We start from the raw sequence: 22,253 nt of genomic DNA on the forward strand, positions 1-22,253 counted from the left end.
CGATGACACATTTGGCCATCACCGGTGCAGCCGGTTTTATTGGGCGCCACTGCGTGGCGGAAGCGCGCAGACAGAACATCCCTGTGCGCGCCTTTGTTCGCCGACTTGAAAGTGCGCCGCCGGATTGGAAAGCGGACAGCGGCATCACGGTTGTGGCTTTGGATCTGGCACAATCCAGCGACGCACTGGCGGACGCACTCAAAGGTGTTCAAACCCTCATTCACTGCGCCGCCACGCTATCGGGCGACCAGATCCGCGATACGCTGACCGTCAGCCGACGCGTGATTGACGCAGTGGTGGCCGCAGACGTGCCGCATGTGGTGCTGGCGGGATCGTTTGATGTGTATGACGTGCGCCAACTTGCGGATCACACCGTTCTGACCGAGGCCTGCCCCACGGGCGTCGAAGGGCGCACGGATTATGCCAATGCGAAACACGCGCAAGAGACCATGTTTGACGACGGGGCGGCGCTTTATGGTTTTGCGCTGAGCACACTGCGGCTCGGGGCGGTGTGGGGGCCAGAGCATCTGTTCAATGCACATGTTGGCCGTGCGGTGAGCAGCCTTTTGATGATGATCGACGGCGGCGGAACACTGCCATTGTGTCGTGTCGAACTGGCAGCCACCATGCTGGTGCGCGCCGCACAAACCCCAACTGGCGTGGGCATCGTCAATGTGGTTGACGATGATCTGCCGGATCGGCGCCGCTTTGTGACCGCCTTTCGCTCTTGTGGCTGGCCCAAAGCCACCATGCGCATTCCGCTCAAGGTTTGGCGGCTGTTCGCCTCTGCCACGCCAGGTATTGGCGCGATGCCGGGCCTGCTGCGCACCCCAATTTTGGAGACTCGACACCGTCCGCTGACGTATGACAATGCACATATGCATAAAATCTTGGGGCCTGTTGAAATGGTGCCCTTTGAAGCAGCGATGCAAGCAGACATAGAACGCCAGCAGCAGGCCGAAGCACCGTGACCCAGCAAGACGCCCCCATCGCCTATCTGACCGGAGAATATCCGCGCGCGACCGACACTTTTATTCAACGCGAAGTGGCCGCCCTGCGCGCGCAGGGTCAGCGGGTGGAAACATGTTCGGTGCGCCGCACAGGTGCAGAACATCTGGTGGGTGAGGAACAGAAGGCCGAAGCCAAGGCCACCTTTTACATTCTGGCGGCGGCCAAATCCCCACTGCCGCTGCTCTCAGCGGTGTTTGGGGCCCTGCTGCGCAACCCGCTTCGGTTCCTGCGCGCGTTGGTATTGGCGGTCAAAACTGCGCCGCCCGGCCTGCACAATCTGCTCTATCAACTGTTCTATTTTGTAGAAGCCGCCGTTTTGGCCGCACATCTTCGCAACAAGGGCGTGCGGCATCTGCACAACCACATTGCAAAATCATCCTGCACCGTGGCGATGCTGACCTCCGAACTGTCCGGCATCCCCTATAGTTTCACGCTGCATGGGCCCGATATTTTCTTTGCGCCGGGCCATTGGCGGCTCGATGAAAAGATCGCGCGCGCAGACTTTGTGGCCTGCATCAGTCATTTTTGCCGCTCACAAGCGATGGCGTTCAGCGATCCAAAAAACTGGAGCAAACTGCACATCATCCACTGCGGCGTGGAGCCTGCGCGCTATGATGGGGCGGAGGCGCCGATGTGCACAAAGCTGCTGTTTGTGGGACGGCTTGCCCCCGTCAAAGGGCTGCCGATCCTGCTGCGGGCGATGGAACAGCTGGTGCAGAAAGAACCGGATGTGCATCTGACCGTGATTGGAGATGGACCAGGCCGCAAGGCACTGCAATCTCAGGCCGACGCGGCTGGGCTTTCAGATCATGTCTCTTTTGTGGGGTACAAGTCCCAGTCAGAGGTGGCAGAGGCGTTTTTAGCCGCCGATATGCTGGTGCTGCCAAGCTTTGCGGAGGGCGTGCCCGTGGTGCTGATGGAGGCAATGGCCGCGCGCAGACCTGTGGTGGCCACCCAGATCGCCGGCATTCCCGAGCTGGTGACCGAAGGTGTCTCTGGCCTGTTGGTGCCACCGGGAGATCCGGATGCGCTGGCACAGGCCATTGCTAAGCTACTGGCCAACCCTGCGCGCGCCACGGCAATGGGGATCGCGGGGCGCGCCAAGGTGGAGGCGGCCTTTGACATTGATAAAGAAGCTGCACGGTTGCGGGCTCTGCTGCAGGAGCGCGCACGATGAGAGCCACCACGGCCATTGTGATTGGGCGTAATGAGGGCGAGCGGTTGGTCGCCTGCCTCGCCTCTCTCGTCGCGCAGGACGTCGAGATTGTCTATGTGGACAGCGGCAGCTCTGACAGCTCCGTGGAGGCGGCGCGAACAGCTGGCGCTCTGGTCATCGAGTTGGATGACAGCCTGCCTTTCACAGCCGCGCGGGCACGGCAGGCCGGGTTTGACGCTTTGGCAGAAACCGAAGATTTGCCCGAGTTCGTGCAGTTTGTCGACGGAGACTGCATTGTGGCCGAGGGCTGGATCGCGGCAGGAGAAGCAGCGCTGCAAGCAGATCCCAAACTTGGTCTGGTGACCGGCTGGCGCGCGGAGCTCTATCCGGAGCGCAGTGTCTACAACGCGCTATGCGATTTTGAATGGCATCGGCCAGCAGGAGACATCACCGTTTGTGGCGGAGATATGCTGGTGCGCAGTGCGGCCTTTGTGGCGGCCGGTGGATTTGATGCGACGGTGATTGCCGGAGAGGATGAAGAGTTTTGCCTTCGGGTCGGCAAAGCCGGTTGGGCGCTCCGCCGCCTGCCCGAAGAGATGACCCGCCATGACGCCGCAATGCTGGAATTTTCGCAATGGTGGCAGCGCGCCGTGCGCGGCGGTCACGCCTATGCGCAGGTGGGATGGATGCATCCCCCCTATGCGTTGCGAGAACAAGCTCGTGCGGTTGTCTATGGCGCGCTTTTCCCCGCTCTCGCGGCCTGGGGCCTGCTGAGCAATCGCTGGGCCTTTGTGACCGTGCTCATGATCTATACGGCAAGCTACATCCGCACAAAAAACGGTCTTGTCACGGCGGGCCTGCCTTATTGGGAAGCCTGGCGTCATGCGCGGCTGATCACCCTGTCAAAGGTGCCCAATATTCTTGGCATGGGCATGTTTCACTGGCGCCGCCTCATGGGGCGCAGCATGCGGATCATTGAATATAAATAACGCCGCCAGCGCTTAAACTGCGCTGACGGCCTTAAGACCATTCGCGAGCTTAGGCTGCGTTTTTGGCCTGTTTTGCCCCAGAAAATGCGATGTCTTCATACTCCTCAGCGTCATCCGCCGCGCTGTCAAAGCTGGCATCACCTGCAGCCACGCCTCCTTCAAAGAGTGTGAACTGCCCCACCAAGCGCTCGAGCTCGTCGGCTTCTTCTTTCAAAGTGTGGCAAGTGGTGTTGGCGTTTTGCGCCATGGCGGCGTTTTGCTGTGTGACCTGATCAAGCTGAGCCACACCGGCGTTGAGCTCCCCAAGGCCTGTGGCCTGATCGCTGGAGCCTGCCGCCATCTCAGAGACCAGCTCAGAGATATGGCCCACACGGTCCACGATGTTTTCCAGTGCCTTGCCGGTCTTGTTCACAAGTTCCACACCATTGCTCACATGATCCGCACTTTCGCCGATCAACGATTTGATCTCGGTGGCTGCTTCTGAGGATTTTTGCGCCAGCGCCCGCACTTCAGACGCGACAACCGCAAAACCACTGCCTGCGTCCCCAGCCCGGGCGGCCTCAACACCTGCGTTTAGCGCCAAGAGGTTCGTTTGGAAGGCGATGTCGTCAATGACACCAATGTTCTGCGCGATCTGGCCAGACGAGTCTGAGATTTCCGACATGGCCTGAACGGCTTGTCTCACCACCTGACCACTTTCGGTCGCCTCAGAACGCGCGCTGTCGGTTGTGTTCTGAACGCCGCGCGCGCCTTCAGCTGCGGCGCGGACGCTGGCGGTCAGTTCTTCAAGCGCTGCGGAGGTTTCCTCAAGTGTTGCCGCCTGATTTTCACTGCGGCGTGAGAGCTCCAGCGAGGCTTCTGTGATGCCTGTTGCGGCATTACGAATGCTGGAAGTGTTGTGCACCACGCTTGCCAGCGTGTCGTTGAGTTTTGCCATGGCATCGCCAAAATCGGTGCGTAGGGACGCGTATTCTTCCGGGAATGTCTCACAGAATTTGTAGGTCAGATCCCCTTCGGCCAGACGCTCCAATCCGGCGCTGATCTCTGCGACCACTTTGTCTTGCTGCGCTTTCAGACGCTCCTGCTCGGATTTGAGCGTATCAGACGCGGCCTGCATATCCAGCGTGTCATGGCGGAATTTATCAAAGGCTCGGGCCAAGCTGTGAAGCTCACCGCCGCCTTCCAAGCCATCGATTTCAGCCTCGTAATTTCCTTTGGCAAAGTCATCGAGCACGGAAACCAAGTATTTAATCCGTCCGATCACCCGCTCAAAGGCGATCACAGCAAAGGTCAGCACCAGCAAGGACATAGCCACACCAATCCAAATCAGACTGTTCAGGCTCGCCTGCGCCTCGGCTTCAATACCTTCGGTGAGTGCCGCGACTTCATTTACAAATTCAAGCTCTTTGGCGCGCAGCAGATCGATCCATCGGCTGGAAATCTGAAACCATTCCCCAGCGGTGATCGACAGTTCCTCATGTGAGCCAAAGAACGGGATGATCTCGTTCCGCGCGGCTTGCAGCGCCTTGAATTCCCGGCTCGCCAGAAGGTCGGTTTCCCAAGTGGGTTCTGACAAGACACCGGCGGTTTCATGCATCAAGGAGATCTGTGCGCCCCCAAGCGCAATGTAGCGATTGTGCAAATCCAAGGTGAAGCCCCGGCTCAAGCCAGCGGCGCCTGTTGCGCGCTCCAGCCCGGCGCTTTCCTTGGCGGAGCCGACCAGAGCACGGGCATGCAAGATGGCTTCAAGTCTGCCACCGGCGCTTCCGGTCGTTGGCGGGCGCGCCAAATCGATCAGCAGGTCGATCGTGCCCGTATAGAACTTCGCCATTTCCGGAACCGTGGCGGCGCCCCTATCGACCCGTCCACGCATATCATCCAAAGCGTCTAGCCGGTCTTCGACCTCCGCCAAGAGCTGCGCTTTTTCCGTCAGCAAGGCAACGACCTCTGCGCGCATTCCCGCGATCACGTGGGAGGCCTCCTGGCGTTGCGCCTTCAGCTCTTTGGCGAAGTTTTTGCCATTTGAGGCGATGAAGCCCGCAGAATATCCGCGCTCCTTCTGCAACTCATGAATCACATCATCGACCAGCGCCTCTTCATGGGTGATCACTGTGATTTCATGGGCCTTTGCGAGAGCGACACGCTGGGCTGTGATGTCTTGGAATTTGAGATAGCCTGCATAGACAAAAAGCGGGCCGATAACCAACAGCATGACTAATCTGAGTTTCATCGCGGTGTCCTAACCGGGTACGTTTATTTCCTGAGTGGAGGCACTTTGTGGTCCAATAAGCTTACAAGAGCTTAAAGCTGACTTTCCCTTGCGCCTTTTGAGACGTTAGGGTAGCTAATGCCCCATATTTGAGCATTTTTCGCTGCCTTTCCATACACTTAACTTGATATATTTCAACGCTATTGGTGTAGAATCACTCTGTGCTTCCCGCATAGGTCACTACCCTAGAGCAGCTCTCAGCGCCTCAAAGGCCGCCCGCGGGCCAATCCGACAGAGCACGGCACGCCCCTCCTCAAAGCCAAAGCCGCCCTATCTCCGCATTGGCGCCTTTCTTTTGTCTGCATTTGACTGCTAGATTTTGGGTGCAAACAATGCGGAAACGCGCGACGATGAGCTACGATCAAAACCAGTCTTCCCAAGATGCGGACCTCGCAACGCAGCAGAGCCTGCCAGCGCTGCATGACCCTGATGTGTTCTGGGAAAACTTGACCGTCGCGGCACTCGACGACGCGGTTTTGGCGCAGAACCATATGATCAGTGCAACGCGGTCACATGAGGCGCATGCCGCCTTTGATATGCTGCGCACCCGCTTGTTGCAGGCCTTAAACGAACATGGCTGGAGCCGGGTGGCCGTAACCGCCCCAACGCGCGGCTGTGGCAGCAGCTTTGTCAGCGCCAATCTGGCGTTTTCCATGGCGCGCCTTGAAACTGTGCGCACCGTGATGCTGGACATGGATTTGCGCGCCCCGAGTTTGGACCAGGCCCTGGGCCTTGATGCGCCGGATTCGATGGCGGATTACCTGAGCGGCACAATTGCGCCGGAGAACTTTCTGATCAAAGCGCGCGCCAACCTGGCGCTGGCACTGAATGACACCCCAAGTGAGAACTCTGCGGAGCTGTTTCAAAATGAAATGACCGGCACCGTTCTGGAGGAGCTTGAGGAAATGCTCTGCCCGGACCTCATGTTGTTTGACATGCCTCCGGCTCTGGAATTTGACGATGTTCTGGGATTTCTGCCAAATGTGGACGCTGTTTTGATTGTTGCCGGTGGTGGCGTTTCAACGGCAGAGGATGTGCGTAAGGTTGAGCAGATCCTGTCTGAGGTGAAGCCCATCCTGGGCGTCATGTTGAACAAGGCTGACGGTGCGCTGTCTTACTGAGACAGGCTGAGAACTCGCGGTCACAGCTCCATCACTGACCGATAAGAAGACGGCGCCAGCGCTTGTCCAAGGCATATTTTTTTGGACCGGAAAGTGGCCTCAGTGCGAACATCAAATCGCCAAGACCCTCCGGCAGCGACGCCTGTGCAATTGCTACCTGCTCCGCAGACATATCCCCCGTAAATGTCTTGGGCGAAAGGATCGCCTGCACATAGTTGGCAAGGGTTTCGGCATTCTCTTCAGACAGGATATGCGTGAGCAACTCGCCGCGGTGGGAGTCGGCTTCCTCGCTCTTGGGCGCTACAAGAACGTTGGACCAGATCAGTGAACCCTCCTTGGGAACCACATAAGTGTAATTTGAATTGGGCACGTGCTTTGCCAATGTCAGGCCAACCGTACTCCAAACCAGACCCAGACAAGTGTCGCCGGAGCTCATTTCCTCCAGTTGCTTATAGGACACGCGGCGCACATGGGGCATAATCTCTCGCAGCGCGGCAAAGCCCGCATCAAAATCTTCGGTTGTCACCCCGTGCGGATCACGCCCCAGATGGTGCAAAGCGAGGGAAAAGATCTCTTGTGGCGAGTCGATTATGGAAATGCCGCAATCAGAGAGCGCTGCCGCGTTTTGAGGATCAAAGAGCAAATCCCAGCTGTCCAGCGGGGCGTCCGGCAGGCGCGCGCGGATCGCTTCCACATCCATCACAAGTCCGGTGGTGCCCCAGACATAGGGCACATAGTAGTCTGCCACCCGCGACAGCGCATCAGTTTGCGCAACAGAGGCTGACGCTGGTGCTGCCTCCCAGTCAATCGCCACGGGCGTATCGATCGGCATCAAAGCGTCCATTTCAGCCAGACGTTTCACAATTTCTGCCGGCAGTACTGAGACGTCATAACCCGTGTTCTGGGCCGCCAGCCGGGCTTCGGCTTCGTCTGGCACCATAAACGTATCAATCACCAACCCTTCCGGGTGTTCTTTGACAAAGCTCTCGGAAAACGCATCTGGCGTGCTTGCGCGCCACGTATAAAGCCAAGCGAGATCTTCACCCGCTTTCAAAGCCGTGGCACCGAGACAGACTGTAGCCGCCAATCCAAGCGGACGAAGAAAGTGCTTGAAGGTCATGCGCTGAGATCCTCTCGATCTTGCGCCTGTGGCGTGTCAGGCCAATGGCGCAGAAGTTCCGCGACCAAAGCTTCGCGCGTGATCGGTTTTTCAAGGTAGCCACTCATCCCCGCCATCGCGCTGGCATCTGCATGTTCATCCAGCGCATTGGCTGAAAGACCGACAATCGGCAGGGTTTGTGCATTGGGAATGCTGAGATCGGCTCGGATCTGGCGGGTGGCTTCCAGCCCATCCATGACAGGCATACGCACATCCATCAAAACCATATCCGGCATCCAGTCGCGAACAAGTTTGACAGCCTCTTCGCCGTTTCCGGCCAAGCGCACTTCGCACCCCAATTTCTGCAATAGCTTTTGTGCCACCATCTGATTGACGCGGTTGTCGTCGGCGACCAGCACAAATTTATCAAACAGTGCATCTTTGATGACCTGGGGGCGCTCCTTGCGATGCAGCGCTTTGGCCACAGGGATTATTAGCGCAAACTCAGATCCCTCGTGCAGGACGCTGTGCACACTGATCCGCCCGTTCATAGTCTCTGCGAGACGCTTCACGATAGACAGACCAAGGCCGGTGCCGCCAAAACGGGTGGTGGTGGAGGTGTCTGCCTGTTCGAACTGATTGAAGATGCGATCCACCGCTTCAGGCGAAATCCCAATCCCCTCGTCTTTGACCGCGATACGCACAAAGCGCGGTGCGCCTTCCGGCCCGGGCATGTCCTCCAGATGGACGGTGACCTTGCCATTCTCGGTGAATTTGACGGCATTGCCCACAAGGTTGCTCAGCACCTGACGGACCGCGCTTGGCGCGGCGTGCAGATACCAGCCAGCATCTGACGGGGACACCGATACCGAAAGCTCTACATCGCGCCCGATCGCCTGCCCCGAGAACAGGTCGGTGGTTTCGCGACAAAGGGTTTCAAGATCAAAATCAACAAACTCCAGCGTCGATTTGCCCGCCTCTAGCTTGGAGAGGTCGAGCACATCGTTGATGATTTGAAGCAGATCCCGGCCGCTGGATGAAATCATCCCCAACATGCGCCGCTGTTCTTTGTTCAGCTGCGTATCAGAAAGCACATCGGCAAGCCCCAGCACGCCATTGAGCGGCGTGCGGATTTCATGGCTCATCGTGGCGAGGAACATGGATTTTGCTTCTGAGGCAGCTTCGGCTGCGCGCTGGTTGCGTTCGATCTCCATCTGCGCGCCCAGCACATAGCGCTCCATGGGAAGGTGCGCGAACTGGATCGCAATACCCACGCCCAGAAGGGTCACCAGCAATGCTGCGAGACCGTAGAGCACTTGATCATCTGCAGCGGCCTCTGCGGCTTCCACCTCTGACTGGCGCACACGGTTAAAGAACGGCATGAGACGGAAGGACAGATCAGACGCCAATTTGGCCGCAAGATTGATAGAGGTGTCACTGGCGCTGGCCGCAACCACCACATCAGCCAGATAGAGCACCTCTTCGAGTTCCATCAACGGATTCATGTTGGGGCGCGTCAGGATGGCCTCCGCATCCGGCGAAAAGCTCTCCACGACGTTGGGGCCTGACAAAGCATCAAAGGCCTCTTGCGCGTTATGGGCCGCACGACGCAGCTGTCCGCGCAAAACGAGATTTTGGCTTTGGCTTTCGCCGTCCTGAATTTGATGAAACACAACCGACATCTCTGAAAGAGACAGGAGGATGGCATCAATCCGGGTGGTGTTATTTGTGCGCGTCTCCACAGCGTCGCGTCCGGACAGCGCAACCACAAGGGCAATAAGCGAAGCCACCAGCAGGATGGCCAGCGCCGTCCCACTGCGCAGGCGAAGAAATCTTTTGGTTGTGCGCAGTTGGGCCATAATCGCTCAGCGGAGTAGTCGTGGTTTGCAAGCTAACCTGTCAGTGGCAGCGAGTGCTTAAAGAAAGATTAACCATATAGCGCAGAAGTTGTCTGCCACCACAATTTCTCAAACTTGTGAACGATGCTGGCGTGCATCAATTACCCGTTGGATTGCAGGGAAAATCAGGTCTCCCGATCCCCCAAACGCTTTGTGAGTTTGGAGATCACAACATACAGCAGGACGGACAAAACCCCGAGCGTCAGCATTGCGGCAAACATCAGGTCGGTCTTGGCACGACCATTGGCCAGAAGCATCAAATAGCCAAGCCCCTTTGACGCCCCAACCCACTCACCGATCACAGCGCCAATCGGTGCATAGACCGCCGCCAGCCGCACCCCGGCACCCAAAGAAGGCAGCGCAGCGGGAACGCGAATGTGCCAAAGCACACGAGACGGGCTGGCCTGCATGGTTTTGGCGAGATCGAGATAGCCCGGCGGTGTGCGCATGAGCCCGTCAAAGAAGGCTGAGGTCACCGGAAAATAGATGATCAGAACCGCCATCGCGATCTTCGACCACAACCCGTAGCCGAGCCAAAGCGTCAGGATCGGTGCCAGTGCAAAGACCGGTAGGGCTTGTGTAAACACCAGAATGGGCTGCACCAGCAAACGCGCTGTTTTGGATGTGGCAAGCTGCAACGCGGTTAAAATGCCCAGCGCTGTGCCAATTGCGAGACCCAGCAGCACTTCTTGGGCGGTGACCAACGTATGCTCTGCAATCACAGCGCGGTTGGTCCACCATGTTTCTGCCACCAGCATCGGGCCGGGCAGGATGAACCGCGGCAGTTCGGTGAGTGAGACAATGGTTTGCCAGACGGCAAGCGCAAAGAGCGTGGCAGCTACGGCCGGAAGAATTTTCATGCGGCCTGTCCCATCAGCAAACGCAAGAGATCTGACTGGCAGGTCAGGGTTTCCATCGCTTCGACTGCGCGCGGCACAGCGGTTTCGGGCGGCGCAACCGAGGTCAGGCCCGCTGGCGTCATCACGTGGATGGCATGCCCAAGCCGTGCGGCCTCACCGGGATCATGCGTGACAACCAAAACCGTGCGATCGGCCAGAAGCTCGACCGCGAGATCCTGCATGGCTGCGCGGGTTTGCGCATCAAGGGCGGAAAAAGGCTCATCAAGCAGGATGATGGGTTTGTCTTCCATCAAAGTGCGCGCAAGCGCGACCCGTTGTCGTTGGCCTCCGGAGAGTTCGGAGGGACGTTTGCCGAGATGGTCTCGCAAGCCACAGCGATCGAGCAGTCGGGAAAGCCGCGCGTCATCCGCTTTCTGGCCCCGCAAACGTGTGCCCAAGGAGATATTTTTCTCAACCGTGGCCCATGGCAAAAGCAAGTCATCCTGCGCCATGTAGGCGGAACGATCAGCAACACCTGCGCCATCCGTGGCCGCAATGGTGCCGTCAAAAGCTGCCCCCGTTGGCAAATCGGCCAATAGGCGCAGCACCGTTGTTTTTCCCACACCGGAGCCGCCCAAAAGGCAGGTCCAGCGCCCGGCATCCAGCGTCAGAGACAGAGGTGCAAAGAGCTGCCGCCCCTCAATTGAGGCCGTGCCCTTAAGCGTGATGCCGGGTGCGTGGGTCATGGGGTCAGGCCCATCTGCCAGAAGCTGACTTCCAGCTCGGTTGCCTTGCGGAACTTGTCACACAGCGTCGCGAAACGCGGGCTGTTTGCATAGTCTTTGCCAAGACGACGTTCCAAAGCGCTATCCAAAAGCTGCCCAACCGCTGCGCAATCGCCTTGAAACCCTTCGCCAGCATAAGTGCCGATCCAGTCTGCGTAAGCCTCGGAGGTTTTTTCCTTTCCCAAACGCGCACCGATCTCGCCATACCCCATCACACAGGGGGCCAATGCCGCCAGAAGGTCCAGGAGATCTCCTGAGTAGCCAGCCTCCAGAACAAAGCGCGTGTAAGCGAGGTTTTCAGGACGTTCAGGCGTTGCAAAAAGCTCATCCTGCGGGATGCCTGCCGCTTCGCAAATACCGACATGCAGTTGCATTTCCTCAGCCACCAATGCGTTGACCGTGGCAACCGCAGCGAGCATTTCCTCATGGGTCTCAGATTTGACCACCGCCAACGCCCAAGCACGAGAGAAATGGATCAGAAACACATAATCCTGACGCAGATAATGCAAAAACGCTTCGCGCGGCAGGGTGCCATCCTTGAGACCTTCCACGAAGGCATGGCGGGTGTAATCCCCCCATGCCTCCCCTGCGGCCTCGCGCATCAGCGCGAAGCCACGACCGTACTCGGGCGCGGTCATTCTGCGGTCACATCAATGGTGATGGCATCCACAGGGTTGATGCTGTCGATCATGCCGCTGTCATGCAGGAACTGCTCAAAGCGCGCATAACGGCCAGCGTCATAACCTGCAGGGCGCAGTGCGAAACGTGGCAGGGTGTCGACCCATGCGCGTGCGTTCAACTCATCCTGAAGCTCAGTGGAGGTGGATGCGAAGATTTCCCAGCTTTTTTGCGGGTTGTTTACGATGTACTGGGTCGCCTTTTCGGTCGCCGCAATGAAACGCGCCACTTTGTCAGCATCCATGGTGTCCGGGTTCGTCACATAGATCAGCTCATCATAGGACGGCACACCCTCTTCTTCGATGTAGAAGCAGGTGCCCGGCGCGCCTTCGATATCCATCTGGTTGAGCTCAAAGTTGCGGTAAGCGCCGATCACAGCATCCACCTGACCGGACATCAGGGATGGGGACAGCGAAAAGTTCACATTGACCAGCTCAATGTCATCGGTCGTGACGCCATATTTGCCCAGAACGGCGCCAAGCACGGCCTCTTCGACACCCGCCACAGAGAAGCCAACCTTCTTACCCTTGAGATCGGCAGGGGATTTGATTGGGCCATCTTTCAGAACCAACAGGCAGTTCAGTGGGGTTGCCACGAGGGTGCCAACGCGCTTGAGCGGCAGGCCTTCGTGGATCTGCAGGTGCAGCTGCGGCTGATAGGAAACCGCGAGGTCAGCCTGGCCAGCAGCTACAAGGCGCGGCGGCATGGAGGGGTCAGCTGGTGGGATCACCTCAACCTCAAGCCCCTGCTCGGCAAAATAGCCGTTCTCTTCGGCGATGATGATCGGGCCGTGGTCGGGGTTTACAAACCAGTCCAGCAGCAGGGTCATCTTGTCTGCGGCAAAGCTTGGGGTGGCGGCCAACATGGCCAGGGCAGTCACTAGGTGCTTCATGCGTCTCCCTCTCGAGTTAAGAAGCGGAAGCCGCGACGAGAACAATCTCGCCGGGCCAAAATTCGGTTGCGGATTCTGCAGCACGCCAGGCGCGCAGACCTGTGGCACAGCACAGCGCGAGGCGGCCGGTGCCGTTTGCAGGCAAGGTCTCTTTGAGTTTTGCCGGGTCGATCCGGCGCGCATCCGGGTGCGCTGGAATGGCGGCCTCATCGGCGTCGCGCAGCTCGACAATGGTGTCGGCACTTTCCAGCATATCCGGGCTGACGAAGGGGAAGGCCTGCGCCGGTTCAGCTGCGCCATCAAACCGGAACGACGCGCTGCGCAAGGTTGTGGCGTCATATTGCACCATCTGTCCAAGCGGGCTCGGGCTCAAACCGATCAGACAGGACAGCGCCATTTGCGCCTGCAATGTGCCGATCATGGCAACCACCGGCCCCAGCACACCAGCGCTGGCGCAACTGGCCGCGTTTTGCGGCGCTTCCGGGAAAATCGCGCGCAGCGAGGGCGCCCCGCCGCACACACCGGCAGCATAGCCCGAAAGTGCAAGGGCTGAGCCGGTGATCAGGGGCACATTTTGCGCGAAACACACATCGCTCAAGGTATAGCTCACCGCGTAGCTGTCAGCGCAGTCGAGCACCAGAGTGGCCTCTTCGACCATGACCGACGCCACCGCAGGGGTAAGTGTCGCCACCACGGCCTCAACCGCGATATCGCCGTTGATCGCGGTGCACCGCGCAGCGGCCACCTCAGCCTTGGGCAAACCTTCGTCCCGCTCTGTGAACAGGGTTTGGCGGTGCAGGTTGGAGCGCTCTATGCGGTCGCCATCCACAATGGTGATGCGGCCTACACCGGCCCCTGCCAGAAGCGGCAGAGCGCTGGCAGCCAAACCACCCGCGCCAACCACCAGCACATGAGCGGCGGTGAGCTTTTCCTGCCCGGCTTCGCCAACCTCGGGCAAGATCATCTGGCGCGCATAGCGGCTCAACTTGAGACCTCCAGCCATGCACGCACCCGCGCTTCCGGGTCGGCGTTGAGCGTGATGTCGGTCACTGCGGAAACGATATCAGCACCGGCCTCAAAAACGCCCTGCGCGCGCTCGACAGACATGCCGCCGATACCGACAAGCGGCACAGAACCCACGCGGGCTTTCCACTCGGTCACGCGGGGCAGACCCTGTTGGTGCCATTTCATCTTTTTCAGAATGGTCGGATAGACCGGGCCGAGCGCGACATAGTCCGGCGCCATCGCCAGAACCCGTTCTAGTTCGTCATCGTCATGGGTCGACACGCCGAGTTTGAGACCAGCTTGACGGATCGCTTTCAGATCCGCCTCGTCGAGATCTTCCTGCCCGAGGTGGATCCAGTCGCAACCTAGGTCAATTGCCGCCTGCCAGTAATCATTGATCACCAGCACCGCGCCGTACTCGCGACAGAGCGCCTGGCCTTCGGCAATCTGGGTACGCACATGCGCCTCTGGCTGATCTTTGATGCGCAACTGCACGAGTTTCACACCAAGCGGCAACATCCGCTTAAGCCAGCTCACGTCGTCAAAAATGGGATAGAAACGATCAAGCGTCATGACAGGAAGGCCTTTCCAATAACCGGCGTGGAGGCTTCGGCCATATCGCGCGCCTCAATCGGGTCGGCCTCAAACGCGGCTTGCCCGGCTTCGACGGCCAGCATCATGGCTTTCGCCATGGCCACAGGAGCTCCGGCGCGGGCGACAGCGGTGTTAAGCAGCACCGCGTCAAAACCCAGTTCCATCGCAGCCGCCGCATGGGACGGTAGGCCAATGCCCGCATCCACCACGAGGGGCACATCCGGAAATTCGGCCCGCATGGCGCGCAGCGCATAAATATTGTTGAGGCCCCGGCCGGAACCAATAGGGGCACCCCATGGCATCAGCACTTCGCACCCCGCCTCCAGAAGGCGCTCGCCCACTATCAAATCTTCGGTGGTGTAAGGGAACACCTCAAAGCCGTCCTCTGACAGAATGCGCGCGGCTTCCACGAGCTGAAACACATCAGGCTGCAAGCTGTCAGTGTGGCCGATGAGCTCAAGCTTGATCCATTTGGTGTCAAAAACCTCACGCGCCATATGGGCGGTGGTGACAGCCTCTTTGACAGTGTGACAGCCCGCGGTGTTGGGCAGCACATGCACGCCCAGATCCTGAATCATTTTCCAGAATGTTTGCCCAGTGCCGCCAGCCCCTTCGCGGCGCAAAGACACCGTGGCCACGCCAGCGCCACTTGTGCGGAAAGCCTCTTCCAGAATGGCCGGGCTTGGATATTGCGCGGTGCCCAACATCAGCGGATTGGGCAGGTCAACGCCATAAAACGCTCTCATCACTCAGCCCCCCTGCATCGGTGCGACAACCTCGATGCGGTCGCCATCATTCAACGCCTTGGCGTCGCGCATGGTGGCCGGCACAAAGGTTTCATTGAGGGAGGTCGCCACGCGGCCCGAGAAACCGCATTCTTCCAAAAGCGCGGCAAGGGTGGTGGCGGCGACGTCGCGCGCCTCTCCATTAAGCTCGATCTTCATCGACCATCTCCGAATGTGTGTTGTGAAGCGCCAGATCTGCCACGCCGCGCGCCAAGGCTGGTGCGAGCAGGTAGCCGTGGCGATAAAGCCCGTTGGCGTAGATTGTCCGTCCCAAGCGGCGGATGCGCGGCAGGTTGTCTGGGAACGCAGGGCGCAGATCGACGCCAATTTCCAGAACTTCCGCCTCCCCAAAAGCCGGGTTCAGCGCATAGGCCGCGCTCAGCATTTCCAGCATGGAGCGCGCGGTGATACGGCTGCTGTCTTCGCTTTCAATCATTGTGGCGCCAAGCATGTAGATGCCGTCGCCGCGCGGCACGATATAGAGCGGGATACGCGGATGCAGCAGGCGCACAGGGCGGGTGATGTCCACGTCCGGGCAGCGGATGATGAGCATTTCGCCTTTCACGCCGCGCAGATCATAGAGGTATTCGCGCGCGGACAGGCCGCGACAGTCGATGGCGTTTTCCAGCGACGTTGGCGCAAGGCGTTTGTGAAAGATGGCACCTTTGTCTTTCAGGCCCCGGTAGAGATCCTGAAGCGCCTGCCGTGGGTTGAGGTGCGCCTCTCCTTCAAAGAAAAGGCCTTGCCCAAAACCGTGCAGATCCGGCTCCAGCTCGGTGACTTTTTCACGCCCCACCTCGACAAACTGTTCCGTGCGGCGGGCAAAGCGGCGCAAATCAGGCAGATCCCGTTTGTTGGCCACAACCAAAGTGCCGGATTTGGTGACAGGGGTCCGCCCAGCCCACCAATCAATCGCTTCCTGTCCTAGCCGCAAGACTGGCTCTTCGGCGTTTTCATATTCACACCATGGCGCAAGCATGCCGCCGGCCCACCAGCTACAGCCATGAGGGCCCGGTGGTCCGGCAGGATCAAACACCTGCACCTCGGCCCCGCGCTCCATAAGCTCGGTAGCCACAGCCAACCCGGCCACGCCCGCACCTATGACGGAATAAAGTGTCATGCAGACCAAACCCGGTGGAAATGGTGCAGCGGCCCGTGGCCCTTGCCGATATTGAGATCATCAGCAGCAGCAATTGCGCCTTGCAAATAGGCGTGCGCTTCGCTCACCGCTTCCTCAAGGTTCAAGCCCTTGGCCAAGCCCGCGGCGACTGAGGACGAGAGCGTGCATCCGGTGCCATGGGTGTTGCGGGTGTTTTTGCGCGGCGCAGTGAATTCGGCGGCAACGCCTTCGGGCGTCACCAGAAAATCTCGGCAAATCTCCCCGCTCGCATGGCCGCCTTTCATCAGAACCGCCTGCGCGCCCAGTGCACAAAGTGCCTGCCCCTGTGCCACCATTGCCGCGTCATCCACCGCTGAAACTTGGTCTAGAAGCCGCGCGGCTTCCGGCAGATTGGGTGTGATCACCGTCGCGCGTGGCACCAAAACCTCACGAAGTGTCGCCACCGCTTCATCGGCCAAAAGCGCGTCACCGGATTTTGCGATCATCACAGTGTCGAGCACCACAGGGCCCGCGAAGTCCTTGATCGCCTCGGCCACCGTTTGAATGATCTCCGGTGTCGCCAGCATGCCGATTTTGATGGCGTTGACGTCCATATCTGAGAGCACGGCATCAATTTGCGCGCGCACCACATCAAGCGGGATCGGATGCACCGCCGTTACGGCTTGGGTGTTTTGCGCTGTCACGGCGGTGATCACACTGGTGCCAAAGGTACCCAGCGCGGAAAACGCCTTCAAATCTGCCTGAATGCCTGCGCCGCCGCCGCTGTCAGAGCCGGCAATTGTCAAAGCGATACGTGCCAAAATGGCGCCTCCCAGTTCACAAACGGGATTCCGCACGGCAAAAACGTCATCTTCTTTGACACCGTTCCCTCCGCCGGAATTGCCCGGATCAGGTTCGATGGGTTTACGCAAGCGCGACTCTCAGCCCCAACAAGTGGGACACCCCAACGGTTTGGGCGATGCTTACAAAAGGCCGGACGCAACGTCAAAACAAAACGACACCTCTCGGGGCGAAAGGTGCCGATGTTTGTGAGCACGATGGCGCGGGATCAGGAGTCGTCCTGATCCATCTTTCCGGCATTGAGATGGGCATATTTCTCTGCCCCGATGCGTTCATGCAGATCAATCTGCGTTTCAAGGAAGTCGATATGCCCCTCCTCGTCCTGCAGGAGATCTTCAAACAGCTCCATGGAGACAAAATCATCCACGCTCTGACAGAACTTACGCGCCTCGGAATAAAGCGCGCGAGCGCTCTCTTCAGCCGCCAGGTCACACTCAAGGGTTTCCAGCGGCGTTTGGCCGATGCGCAAAGGGTCTAATTTTTGTAGGTTGGGATGGCCGCCCAGGAAAATAATGCGGGCGATGAGCTTGTCTGCGTGTTCCATCTCTTCGATGGATTCTTCGCGGCTCTTCTTGGCCATATGGATCAACCCCCAATCTTCTTGGAGGCGATAGTGCAGCCAATACTGGCTAACAGCGGTCAATTCATGTCTTAGAGATTTGTTTAGGTATTCAATTACTTCCGGATTGCCTTTCAATGGGTGTCTCCTCCGCCTGTGGCTTGCGCAGACTGCGCAAATGCGCCGGTACGGAGAGGTTATCATTTTTGCGCATTGTGTCGAGGAACAGCGGCATGCAGCCGCCGCAATCCGCCGCCTTGCCCAATGCGTGGTAGACCTTCCCTGGGTTGATCAACGCAGAGGGGTCCGAGGCCCGCATCCAATCGATGGCTGCATGGATCTCGTGATCCGAAATATTCATACAGTGACAAACGATCATGGCGGGCTCAAATCACTTGGTGAGGATCAACTTGCCCTGCCGCGTGATGCGCAAGGTGTATTCTGCTTCATTCAGCCGGATGCGCGCCAGATTTCCGCCATCGGTCAGGATCTCCGCGTCATGGATCGGCGTCGATCGCACAGTGTTTGCGTCAAAGCGGTCGGTCATATTTGAACTCTTATTTTCTTCGCGTGACATCGCATTTCGCCTTCCAGATGTAGGCACAGTCCCTTCACCCGCTTTCGATTCGGCTTTCGCACAGGATCAGCGCAAGGTGAGTGCTTTTTCTTACTGAAACAGTAAGAAAGGTCAATCAGAGTTTTTTAATCAGGTTTAAAATTTTAGAGAGCAGGCGCGCCTGTTCGATGGCGGTGGGGCGCGCAGAGGGCCGCAACAGCCAGAATGAGACCGGACACAGTCGCGATCATGCCCGCCGCGCTCACGGCGTCCTCAAACCCGATCCACAAAGGCCCGTATCCTGCCAGCACGTAGCCAAGAACAGCGGAGAGACCCGCAAACACCACGCTCCACGCGATTTGATGCTCAAGGCGGTTGGTCATCAGCCGCGCGGCGGCGGGCGGGCAGATGAACATCGCGATAACGATGATCGACCCCACCGCATCAAAGGCCGCCACAGCAGCCAGCGCCGAGACCATCACCACAGCGATGCCAAGCGCGGTGGTTGGCACGCCCATGGATTGCGCAAAGCTCTCATCAAATGTGGAAAGCACCAAGGGCCGCCAAAACAGCCAAAGGAACACGACCACCCCGAAAAGAGCGATGGCAACGCGGGCCAGCTCTGGTGGTAAACCTGCAAGCGCCGCTGGATCCAACAGGCTTTCCCAGCCAATCGCATCCAACCAGATCAGGCTTTCCAGATTGCCATAAAGCGCGTGCTCTACATCCAGGTGCACGCCCGAGGTGTCGCTTTGTTCCAGCAACAAAACACCAGCCGCAAAAAGCGTGGTGAAAGTGAGCCCCATGGCGGCCCCGGGCTCGATGTTGCCCAAACGGCGGATGGCCTCGATCATCACCACAGCGACAACGGCCGCACCGGCAGCGCCAAGCATCATCGGCACGGCCGCGACGATGCCTGTGAGCAGGAAGGCGGTGACAATACCCGGCAAAACGACATGGGAGATGGCATCCCCGATCAGGGCCTGTTTGCGCAGCAAAAGAAAGTTGCCGGGGAGCGCACAAGCGATGGCTGACAGCACACCGATCAACATCGGGGTTAGCGACAGAGGGACAAATTCTGCACCGCTCATGACTGCACCTCTTTGGGGCCACCAATCCGGTGGTCAATCTCGGCGATCTGATCAGCGGTCAGCACGGTTTCAATGTCGCGCAACCCGTCATAAAGCGCGGCGGCACTTTCAAAGGCCTGATCCTGACGCACGGTTTCCCAGCGTTTTTCATCCCGAAGCGCCTTGGCGGCACGCGCCCGACCTGTGTCGGTGGCGACACCATCCGCGTGCGCCAATCCCGCGCGACGCAAAAGACGTAGCGTGTAGGCCTCATAGATCGGCTGACCCTGCGCCAAGGCCAGAAGGCCCTGCCGCAAATGGACCCGACGCTGGAACCGATTGTGGCGGACCCCGACAGCAAGCAGACCGCGATTGGGCGCGAGCAGAAGCGACAAGGCAAAGAGCGCAAAACTGACCAAAACGATAATCGGACCGGTCGGCAGCGCAGGCGCAATGGCCGAAAGGCTGGCCCCGATCCACGCGGCAGCACCGCCGGCAAGACCAGCGATCAGCGTCATATGGTCGGTCCGATCAGTCCAGAAACGGGCCGTGACCGGCGGGATAATCAACATCGCGACAATCAGGATCAGCCCGACAATTTTCAAACCAATTACCGTAACGGCCATGGCCAGCGCCATGATCGCCAGATCCATGCGTTGCACATTCAACCCGCGCGCGGCCGCATATTCAGGATCAAACGCCAGCAGCGTCATCGGACGGCGCAGGATCACAACCGCCAGGAGCGTCAGCGCGCCGCCTATGGCGATGACCATCGCATCGTTAAACAACATGCCCGCTGTGGCGCCGAGCAGGAAGCTCTCAAGTCCCGCGGCGCGGCCACTTCCCATGGTCTGAATGACCGTCAGCAAGACAACGCCAAACCCGAAAAACACCGAAAGCACTGCGCCAATGGCGGCGTCTTCAGAAAGCCGCGTGCGCTGGGTCAGCAGGTTGACACACAGCAACCCGATCCACGACGAAAGGGCGGCTCCCATCAGCAGGCCGGGCAACGATCGCCCGTCGCCGCCAAGCAGCACCATCACAATAAAGGCCAGCCCGACACCGGGCAGGGTCGCGTGGCTGATCGCATCGCTGACCAAGGCACGTTTGCGCAGATAGAGAAAGGTTCCGGTAACGCCGGATGCGAAACCCAGCAAAGTGGCACCCACAGTCACCAGCGTGGCGTTGTAGCCAAGCTGCAAAGTCAGAGCGTCAAGCAACATGGGTTAGCCTGCCGCAAGTTCCAGCTGATCGATTTGCCCGGTTGCCAGACGTCCGCCGTAGGTCTTGTGGAGGGTGTCTGGTGTAAAGGCCTCCGCTACAGTGCCTTCGGCAACTTTGCGGGTGTTGATCAGGAACACACGGTCAAAATAGGTGGGTACAGTGGTCAGGTCGTGATGCACAGCCACCACGGTTTTTCCCTCAGAACGCAGCGCTTTGAGAACGTCGATGATGGCTTTTTCGGTGGCGGCATCTACGCCCGCGAAAGGCTCATCCAGCAGATAGAGATCGGCATTTTGGGCCAAGGCACGGGCAAGAAACACGCGCTGTTGCTGACCACCAGAAAGCTGGCCAATCTGGCGTTCTGCAAATTCGGTCATGCCCACGCGCTCCAGACAGGCGCGTGCTTTGTCCATATGGTGCGGGCGAATGCGGCGCAGTAGGCCCAGCTCTCGGGACAGCCCCATAAGCACCACATCAATCACTCGGGTTGGGAAATCCCAATCCACACTGGCGCGCTGTGGCACATACGCGATGCGGTGTCGCGCAGACTTGAGTGACTTACCAAAGACGGTCGCCTGCCCCGCGAGAGGCGACACAATCCCGAGCGCCGCCTTCAGCAGGGTCGATTTACCCGCGCCATTTGGCCCGATGATCGCGGTCATGGAGCCTTCGGTCACGGTCATATCGACGGAAAACACAACGGGTTTCTGACCGTAAGATACGGTCATGCCACGGATCGCCAGCGGGCTGTCAGAAACAGAAGAAGATGAGGGCGCTACACCCTCGTTTGCTGCCAGGGAAACGCTCATCTCTTTCTCCTTATGACCCAACCGTCAGATCACCAGACATCCCACGCACCGGTGCCTGTCCGCCGAGCGCCCGTGAAATCACGGTGATGTTGTGGTCAATCATACCGACATAGGTGCCTTCATAGGTGCCTTCCGCCCCCATGGCATCCGAGTAAAGCTCGCCGCCAATCGCAACATCATGGCCCTTGACCGCAGCGCCTTCAACAAGGGCGCGGATGGAACGGTCTGAGACGGAGCTTTCGACAAACACGGCACCGATTTGGCGCGCGACCAGCATATCAACCAGCTCACCAATCCGGTTCAAACCGGCCTCTGACTCGGTTGAAATGCCTTGGATGCCCATAACCTCAAACCCATAGGCCTGGCCAAAATACCCAAAGGCATCATGGGCTGTCAGCAAAATGCGCGCCTCTTGCGGTACGGAGGTCAACGCGTTGGCCGCATAGTCACTCAGCGCATTAAGCTCCGCCAGAAACTCTACGGTATTGGCCTCAAACTGCGCAGCGGCTTCCGGCATCTTCTCTGTAAGTGCGTCGCGGATACGCTCTGCGACGAACACCCAAAGCTTCGGATCCATCCAGACATGAGGATCAAATTTGTCCTCATAGTCATCATGGCCACGCAGAAGCGCCTTAGGCAATGTGTCTGTCACCGCAACAACGGTGCCGCGCTTCTCCAGCTTGTGGAAAAACTCTTCCATCTGCGCTTCGAGATAAAGACCATGCCACAACACAAGATCCGCTTTCGTCAACGCGACGATATCGGTGCGGGTCTGGCGGTAAGCATGGGGGTCAACACCCGGCCCCATCAGCCCTTTCACCGCGACCAGATCTCCGCCAATGCGGCGTGCCGTGTCGGCAATCATCCCGGTGGTGGCCACAACCTGCAGCTTACCCGCAGCGAATGCGGGCATTGCGCCACCCAAACTTGCCGCTGTGGTTGTCAAAATAAAGT

The 22,253-nt window shown here is 58.8% G+C and carries 24 protein-coding genes and 1 riboswitch; of the genes, 4 read left to right on the forward strand and 20 right to left on the reverse strand.

The annotated features are described in order from the left end of the window. Positions 1–2: 2 nt before the first annotated feature. The 3 genes from J7399_RS06325 to J7399_RS06335 are packed head-to-tail and all read left to right on the forward strand — an operon-like array spanning position 3 to position 3,156. Positions 3–971: an NAD(P)-dependent oxidoreductase gene (locus J7399_RS06325; protein ID WP_209084678.1), complete on the forward strand. Its 969-nt coding sequence runs from the start codon at positions 3–5 to the stop codon at positions 969–971. Continuing rightward, positions 968–2,188 carry a glycosyltransferase family 4 protein gene (locus J7399_RS06330; RefSeq protein ID WP_209084679.1) on the forward strand — a complete coding sequence of 407 codons (1,221 nt, stop codon included), beginning with the start codon at positions 968–970 and terminating at the stop codon, positions 2,186–2,188. The genes J7399_RS06325 and J7399_RS06330 overlap by 4 nt, the downstream gene beginning before the upstream one ends. Next, positions 2,185–3,156, forward strand: coding sequence for a glycosyltransferase (locus J7399_RS06335; RefSeq protein WP_209084681.1), 972 nt, complete (start codon positions 2,185–2,187; stop codon positions 3,154–3,156). Before J7399_RS06330 ends, J7399_RS06335 begins: the two co-directional genes overlap by 4 nt. A 49-nt stretch (positions 3,157–3,205) precedes the next feature. Here the strand turns inward: J7399_RS06335 and J7399_RS06340 are convergent, their stop codons facing one another. After that, positions 3,206–5,386: a methyl-accepting chemotaxis protein gene (locus tag J7399_RS06340; protein ID WP_209084683.1), complete on the reverse strand. Its 2,181-nt coding sequence runs from the start codon at positions 5,384–5,386 to the stop codon at positions 3,206–3,208. Between the two features lie 389 nt (positions 5,387–5,775). Between J7399_RS06340 and J7399_RS06345 the strand changes: the two genes are divergently transcribed. Continuing rightward, positions 5,776–6,546 (forward strand): CpsD/CapB family tyrosine-protein kinase, encoded by a 771-nt coding sequence (locus tag J7399_RS06345; protein WP_209084684.1) that lies wholly within the window; start codon positions 5,776–5,778, stop codon positions 6,544–6,546. 31 nt (positions 6,547–6,577) lie between these two features. On the opposite strand, the gene J7399_RS06350 is transcribed toward J7399_RS06345, so the two are convergent. The 19 genes from J7399_RS06350 to J7399_RS06440 form a co-directional block, all read right to left on the reverse strand. Next, the gene (locus J7399_RS06350) at positions 6,578–7,666 is read right to left on the reverse strand and encodes an extracellular solute-binding protein (RefSeq protein ID WP_209084686.1); all 1,089 of its coding nucleotides are present in this window, start codon (positions 7,664–7,666) and stop codon (positions 6,578–6,580) included. Further along, positions 7,663–9,504 carry an ATP-binding protein gene (locus J7399_RS06355; protein WP_209084688.1) on the reverse strand — a complete coding sequence of 614 codons (1,842 nt, stop codon included), beginning with the start codon at positions 9,502–9,504 and terminating at the stop codon, positions 7,663–7,665. Before J7399_RS06355 ends, J7399_RS06350 begins: the two co-directional genes overlap by 4 nt. Before the next feature lie 164 nt (positions 9,505–9,668). Next, on the reverse strand, positions 9,669–10,403 hold the full coding sequence (locus J7399_RS06360; RefSeq protein WP_209084690.1) for an ABC transporter permease: 735 nt from the start codon (positions 10,401–10,403) through the stop codon (positions 9,669–9,671). Next, on the reverse strand, positions 10,400–11,128 hold the full coding sequence (locus J7399_RS06365; RefSeq protein ID WP_209084692.1) for an ABC transporter ATP-binding protein: 729 nt from the start codon (positions 11,126–11,128) through the stop codon (positions 10,400–10,402). Before J7399_RS06365 ends, J7399_RS06360 begins: the two co-directional genes overlap by 4 nt. After that, positions 11,125–11,805: a thiaminase II gene (tenA, locus tag J7399_RS06370; protein ID WP_209084694.1), complete on the reverse strand. Its 681-nt coding sequence runs from the start codon at positions 11,803–11,805 to the stop codon at positions 11,125–11,127. Before tenA ends, J7399_RS06365 begins: the two co-directional genes overlap by 4 nt. After that, positions 11,802–12,737 (reverse strand): ABC transporter substrate-binding protein, encoded by a 936-nt coding sequence (locus tag J7399_RS06375; protein ID WP_209084696.1) that lies wholly within the window; start codon positions 12,735–12,737, stop codon positions 11,802–11,804. The genes tenA and J7399_RS06375 overlap by 4 nt, the downstream gene beginning before the upstream one ends. A 16-nt stretch (positions 12,738–12,753) precedes the next feature. Further along, positions 12,754–13,722: a HesA/MoeB/ThiF family protein gene (locus J7399_RS06380; protein ID WP_209084837.1), complete on the reverse strand. Its 969-nt coding sequence runs from the start codon at positions 13,720–13,722 to the stop codon at positions 12,754–12,756. Continuing rightward, complete coding sequence (locus tag J7399_RS06385) at positions 13,719–14,315, reverse strand: thiamine phosphate synthase (protein WP_209084698.1); 597 nt, start codon at positions 14,313–14,315, stop codon at positions 13,719–13,721. The genes J7399_RS06380 and J7399_RS06385 overlap by 4 nt, the downstream gene beginning before the upstream one ends. Continuing rightward, positions 14,312–15,082, reverse strand: a complete 771-nt coding sequence (locus J7399_RS06390) for a thiazole synthase (protein WP_209084838.1) — start codon at positions 15,080–15,082, stop codon at positions 14,312–14,314. The genes J7399_RS06385 and J7399_RS06390 overlap by 4 nt, the downstream gene beginning before the upstream one ends. Before the next feature lie 3 nt (positions 15,083–15,085). Then, entirely contained in the window at positions 15,086–15,280 is a 195-nt protein-coding gene (thiS, locus tag J7399_RS06395) for a sulfur carrier protein ThiS (protein WP_209084700.1), read from the reverse strand. Further along, entirely contained in the window at positions 15,264–16,241 is a 978-nt protein-coding gene (locus J7399_RS06400) for an FAD-dependent oxidoreductase (RefSeq protein ID WP_209084701.1), read from the reverse strand. The genes thiS and J7399_RS06400 overlap by 17 nt, the downstream gene beginning before the upstream one ends. Next, positions 16,238–17,041: a bifunctional hydroxymethylpyrimidine kinase/phosphomethylpyrimidine kinase gene (gene thiD / locus J7399_RS06405; protein ID WP_209084702.1), complete on the reverse strand. Its 804-nt coding sequence runs from the start codon at positions 17,039–17,041 to the stop codon at positions 16,238–16,240. Before thiD ends, J7399_RS06400 begins: the two co-directional genes overlap by 4 nt. 48 nt (positions 17,042–17,089) lie before the next feature. After that, positions 17,090–17,197, reverse strand: a riboswitch (TPP riboswitch). Positions 17,198–17,289: 92 nt separating this feature from the next. Further along, the gene (gene bfr, locus J7399_RS06410) at positions 17,290–17,778 is read right to left on the reverse strand and encodes a bacterioferritin (RefSeq protein ID WP_209084703.1); all 489 of its coding nucleotides are present in this window, start codon (positions 17,776–17,778) and stop codon (positions 17,290–17,292) included. Then, positions 17,753–18,019: a (2Fe-2S)-binding protein gene (locus tag J7399_RS06415; protein WP_209084704.1), complete on the reverse strand. Its 267-nt coding sequence runs from the start codon at positions 18,017–18,019 to the stop codon at positions 17,753–17,755. The genes bfr and J7399_RS06415 overlap by 26 nt, the downstream gene beginning before the upstream one ends. Before the next feature lie 12 nt (positions 18,020–18,031). Next, a complete protein-coding gene (gene hemP, locus J7399_RS06420; protein ID WP_209084705.1) occupies positions 18,032–18,187 on the reverse strand; it encodes a hemin uptake protein HemP in 156 nt (51 codons plus the stop codon). A 173-nt stretch (positions 18,188–18,360) separates the two neighbouring features. Continuing rightward, the gene (locus J7399_RS06425) at positions 18,361–19,287 is read right to left on the reverse strand and encodes a metal ABC transporter permease (protein ID WP_209084706.1); all 927 of its coding nucleotides are present in this window, start codon (positions 19,285–19,287) and stop codon (positions 18,361–18,363) included. Next, entirely contained in the window at positions 19,284–20,489 is a 1,206-nt protein-coding gene (locus J7399_RS06430) for a metal ABC transporter permease (protein ID WP_209084707.1), read from the reverse strand. The genes J7399_RS06425 and J7399_RS06430 overlap by 4 nt, the downstream gene beginning before the upstream one ends. A 3-nt stretch (positions 20,490–20,492) precedes the next feature. Next, positions 20,493–21,299, reverse strand: coding sequence for a metal ABC transporter ATP-binding protein (locus J7399_RS06435; RefSeq protein WP_209084709.1), 807 nt, complete (start codon positions 21,297–21,299; stop codon positions 20,493–20,495). Positions 21,300–21,309: 10 nt separating this feature from the next. Continuing rightward, complete coding sequence (locus J7399_RS06440) at positions 21,310–22,212, reverse strand: zinc ABC transporter substrate-binding protein (RefSeq protein ID WP_247742740.1); 903 nt, start codon at positions 22,210–22,212, stop codon at positions 21,310–21,312. Positions 22,213–22,253 lie beyond the last annotated feature (41 nt).

The sequence above is a fragment of the Shimia sp. R9_1 genome (genome assembly GCF_017743775.1).
Lineage (GTDB): Bacteria > Pseudomonadota > Alphaproteobacteria > Rhodobacterales > Rhodobacteraceae > Shimia.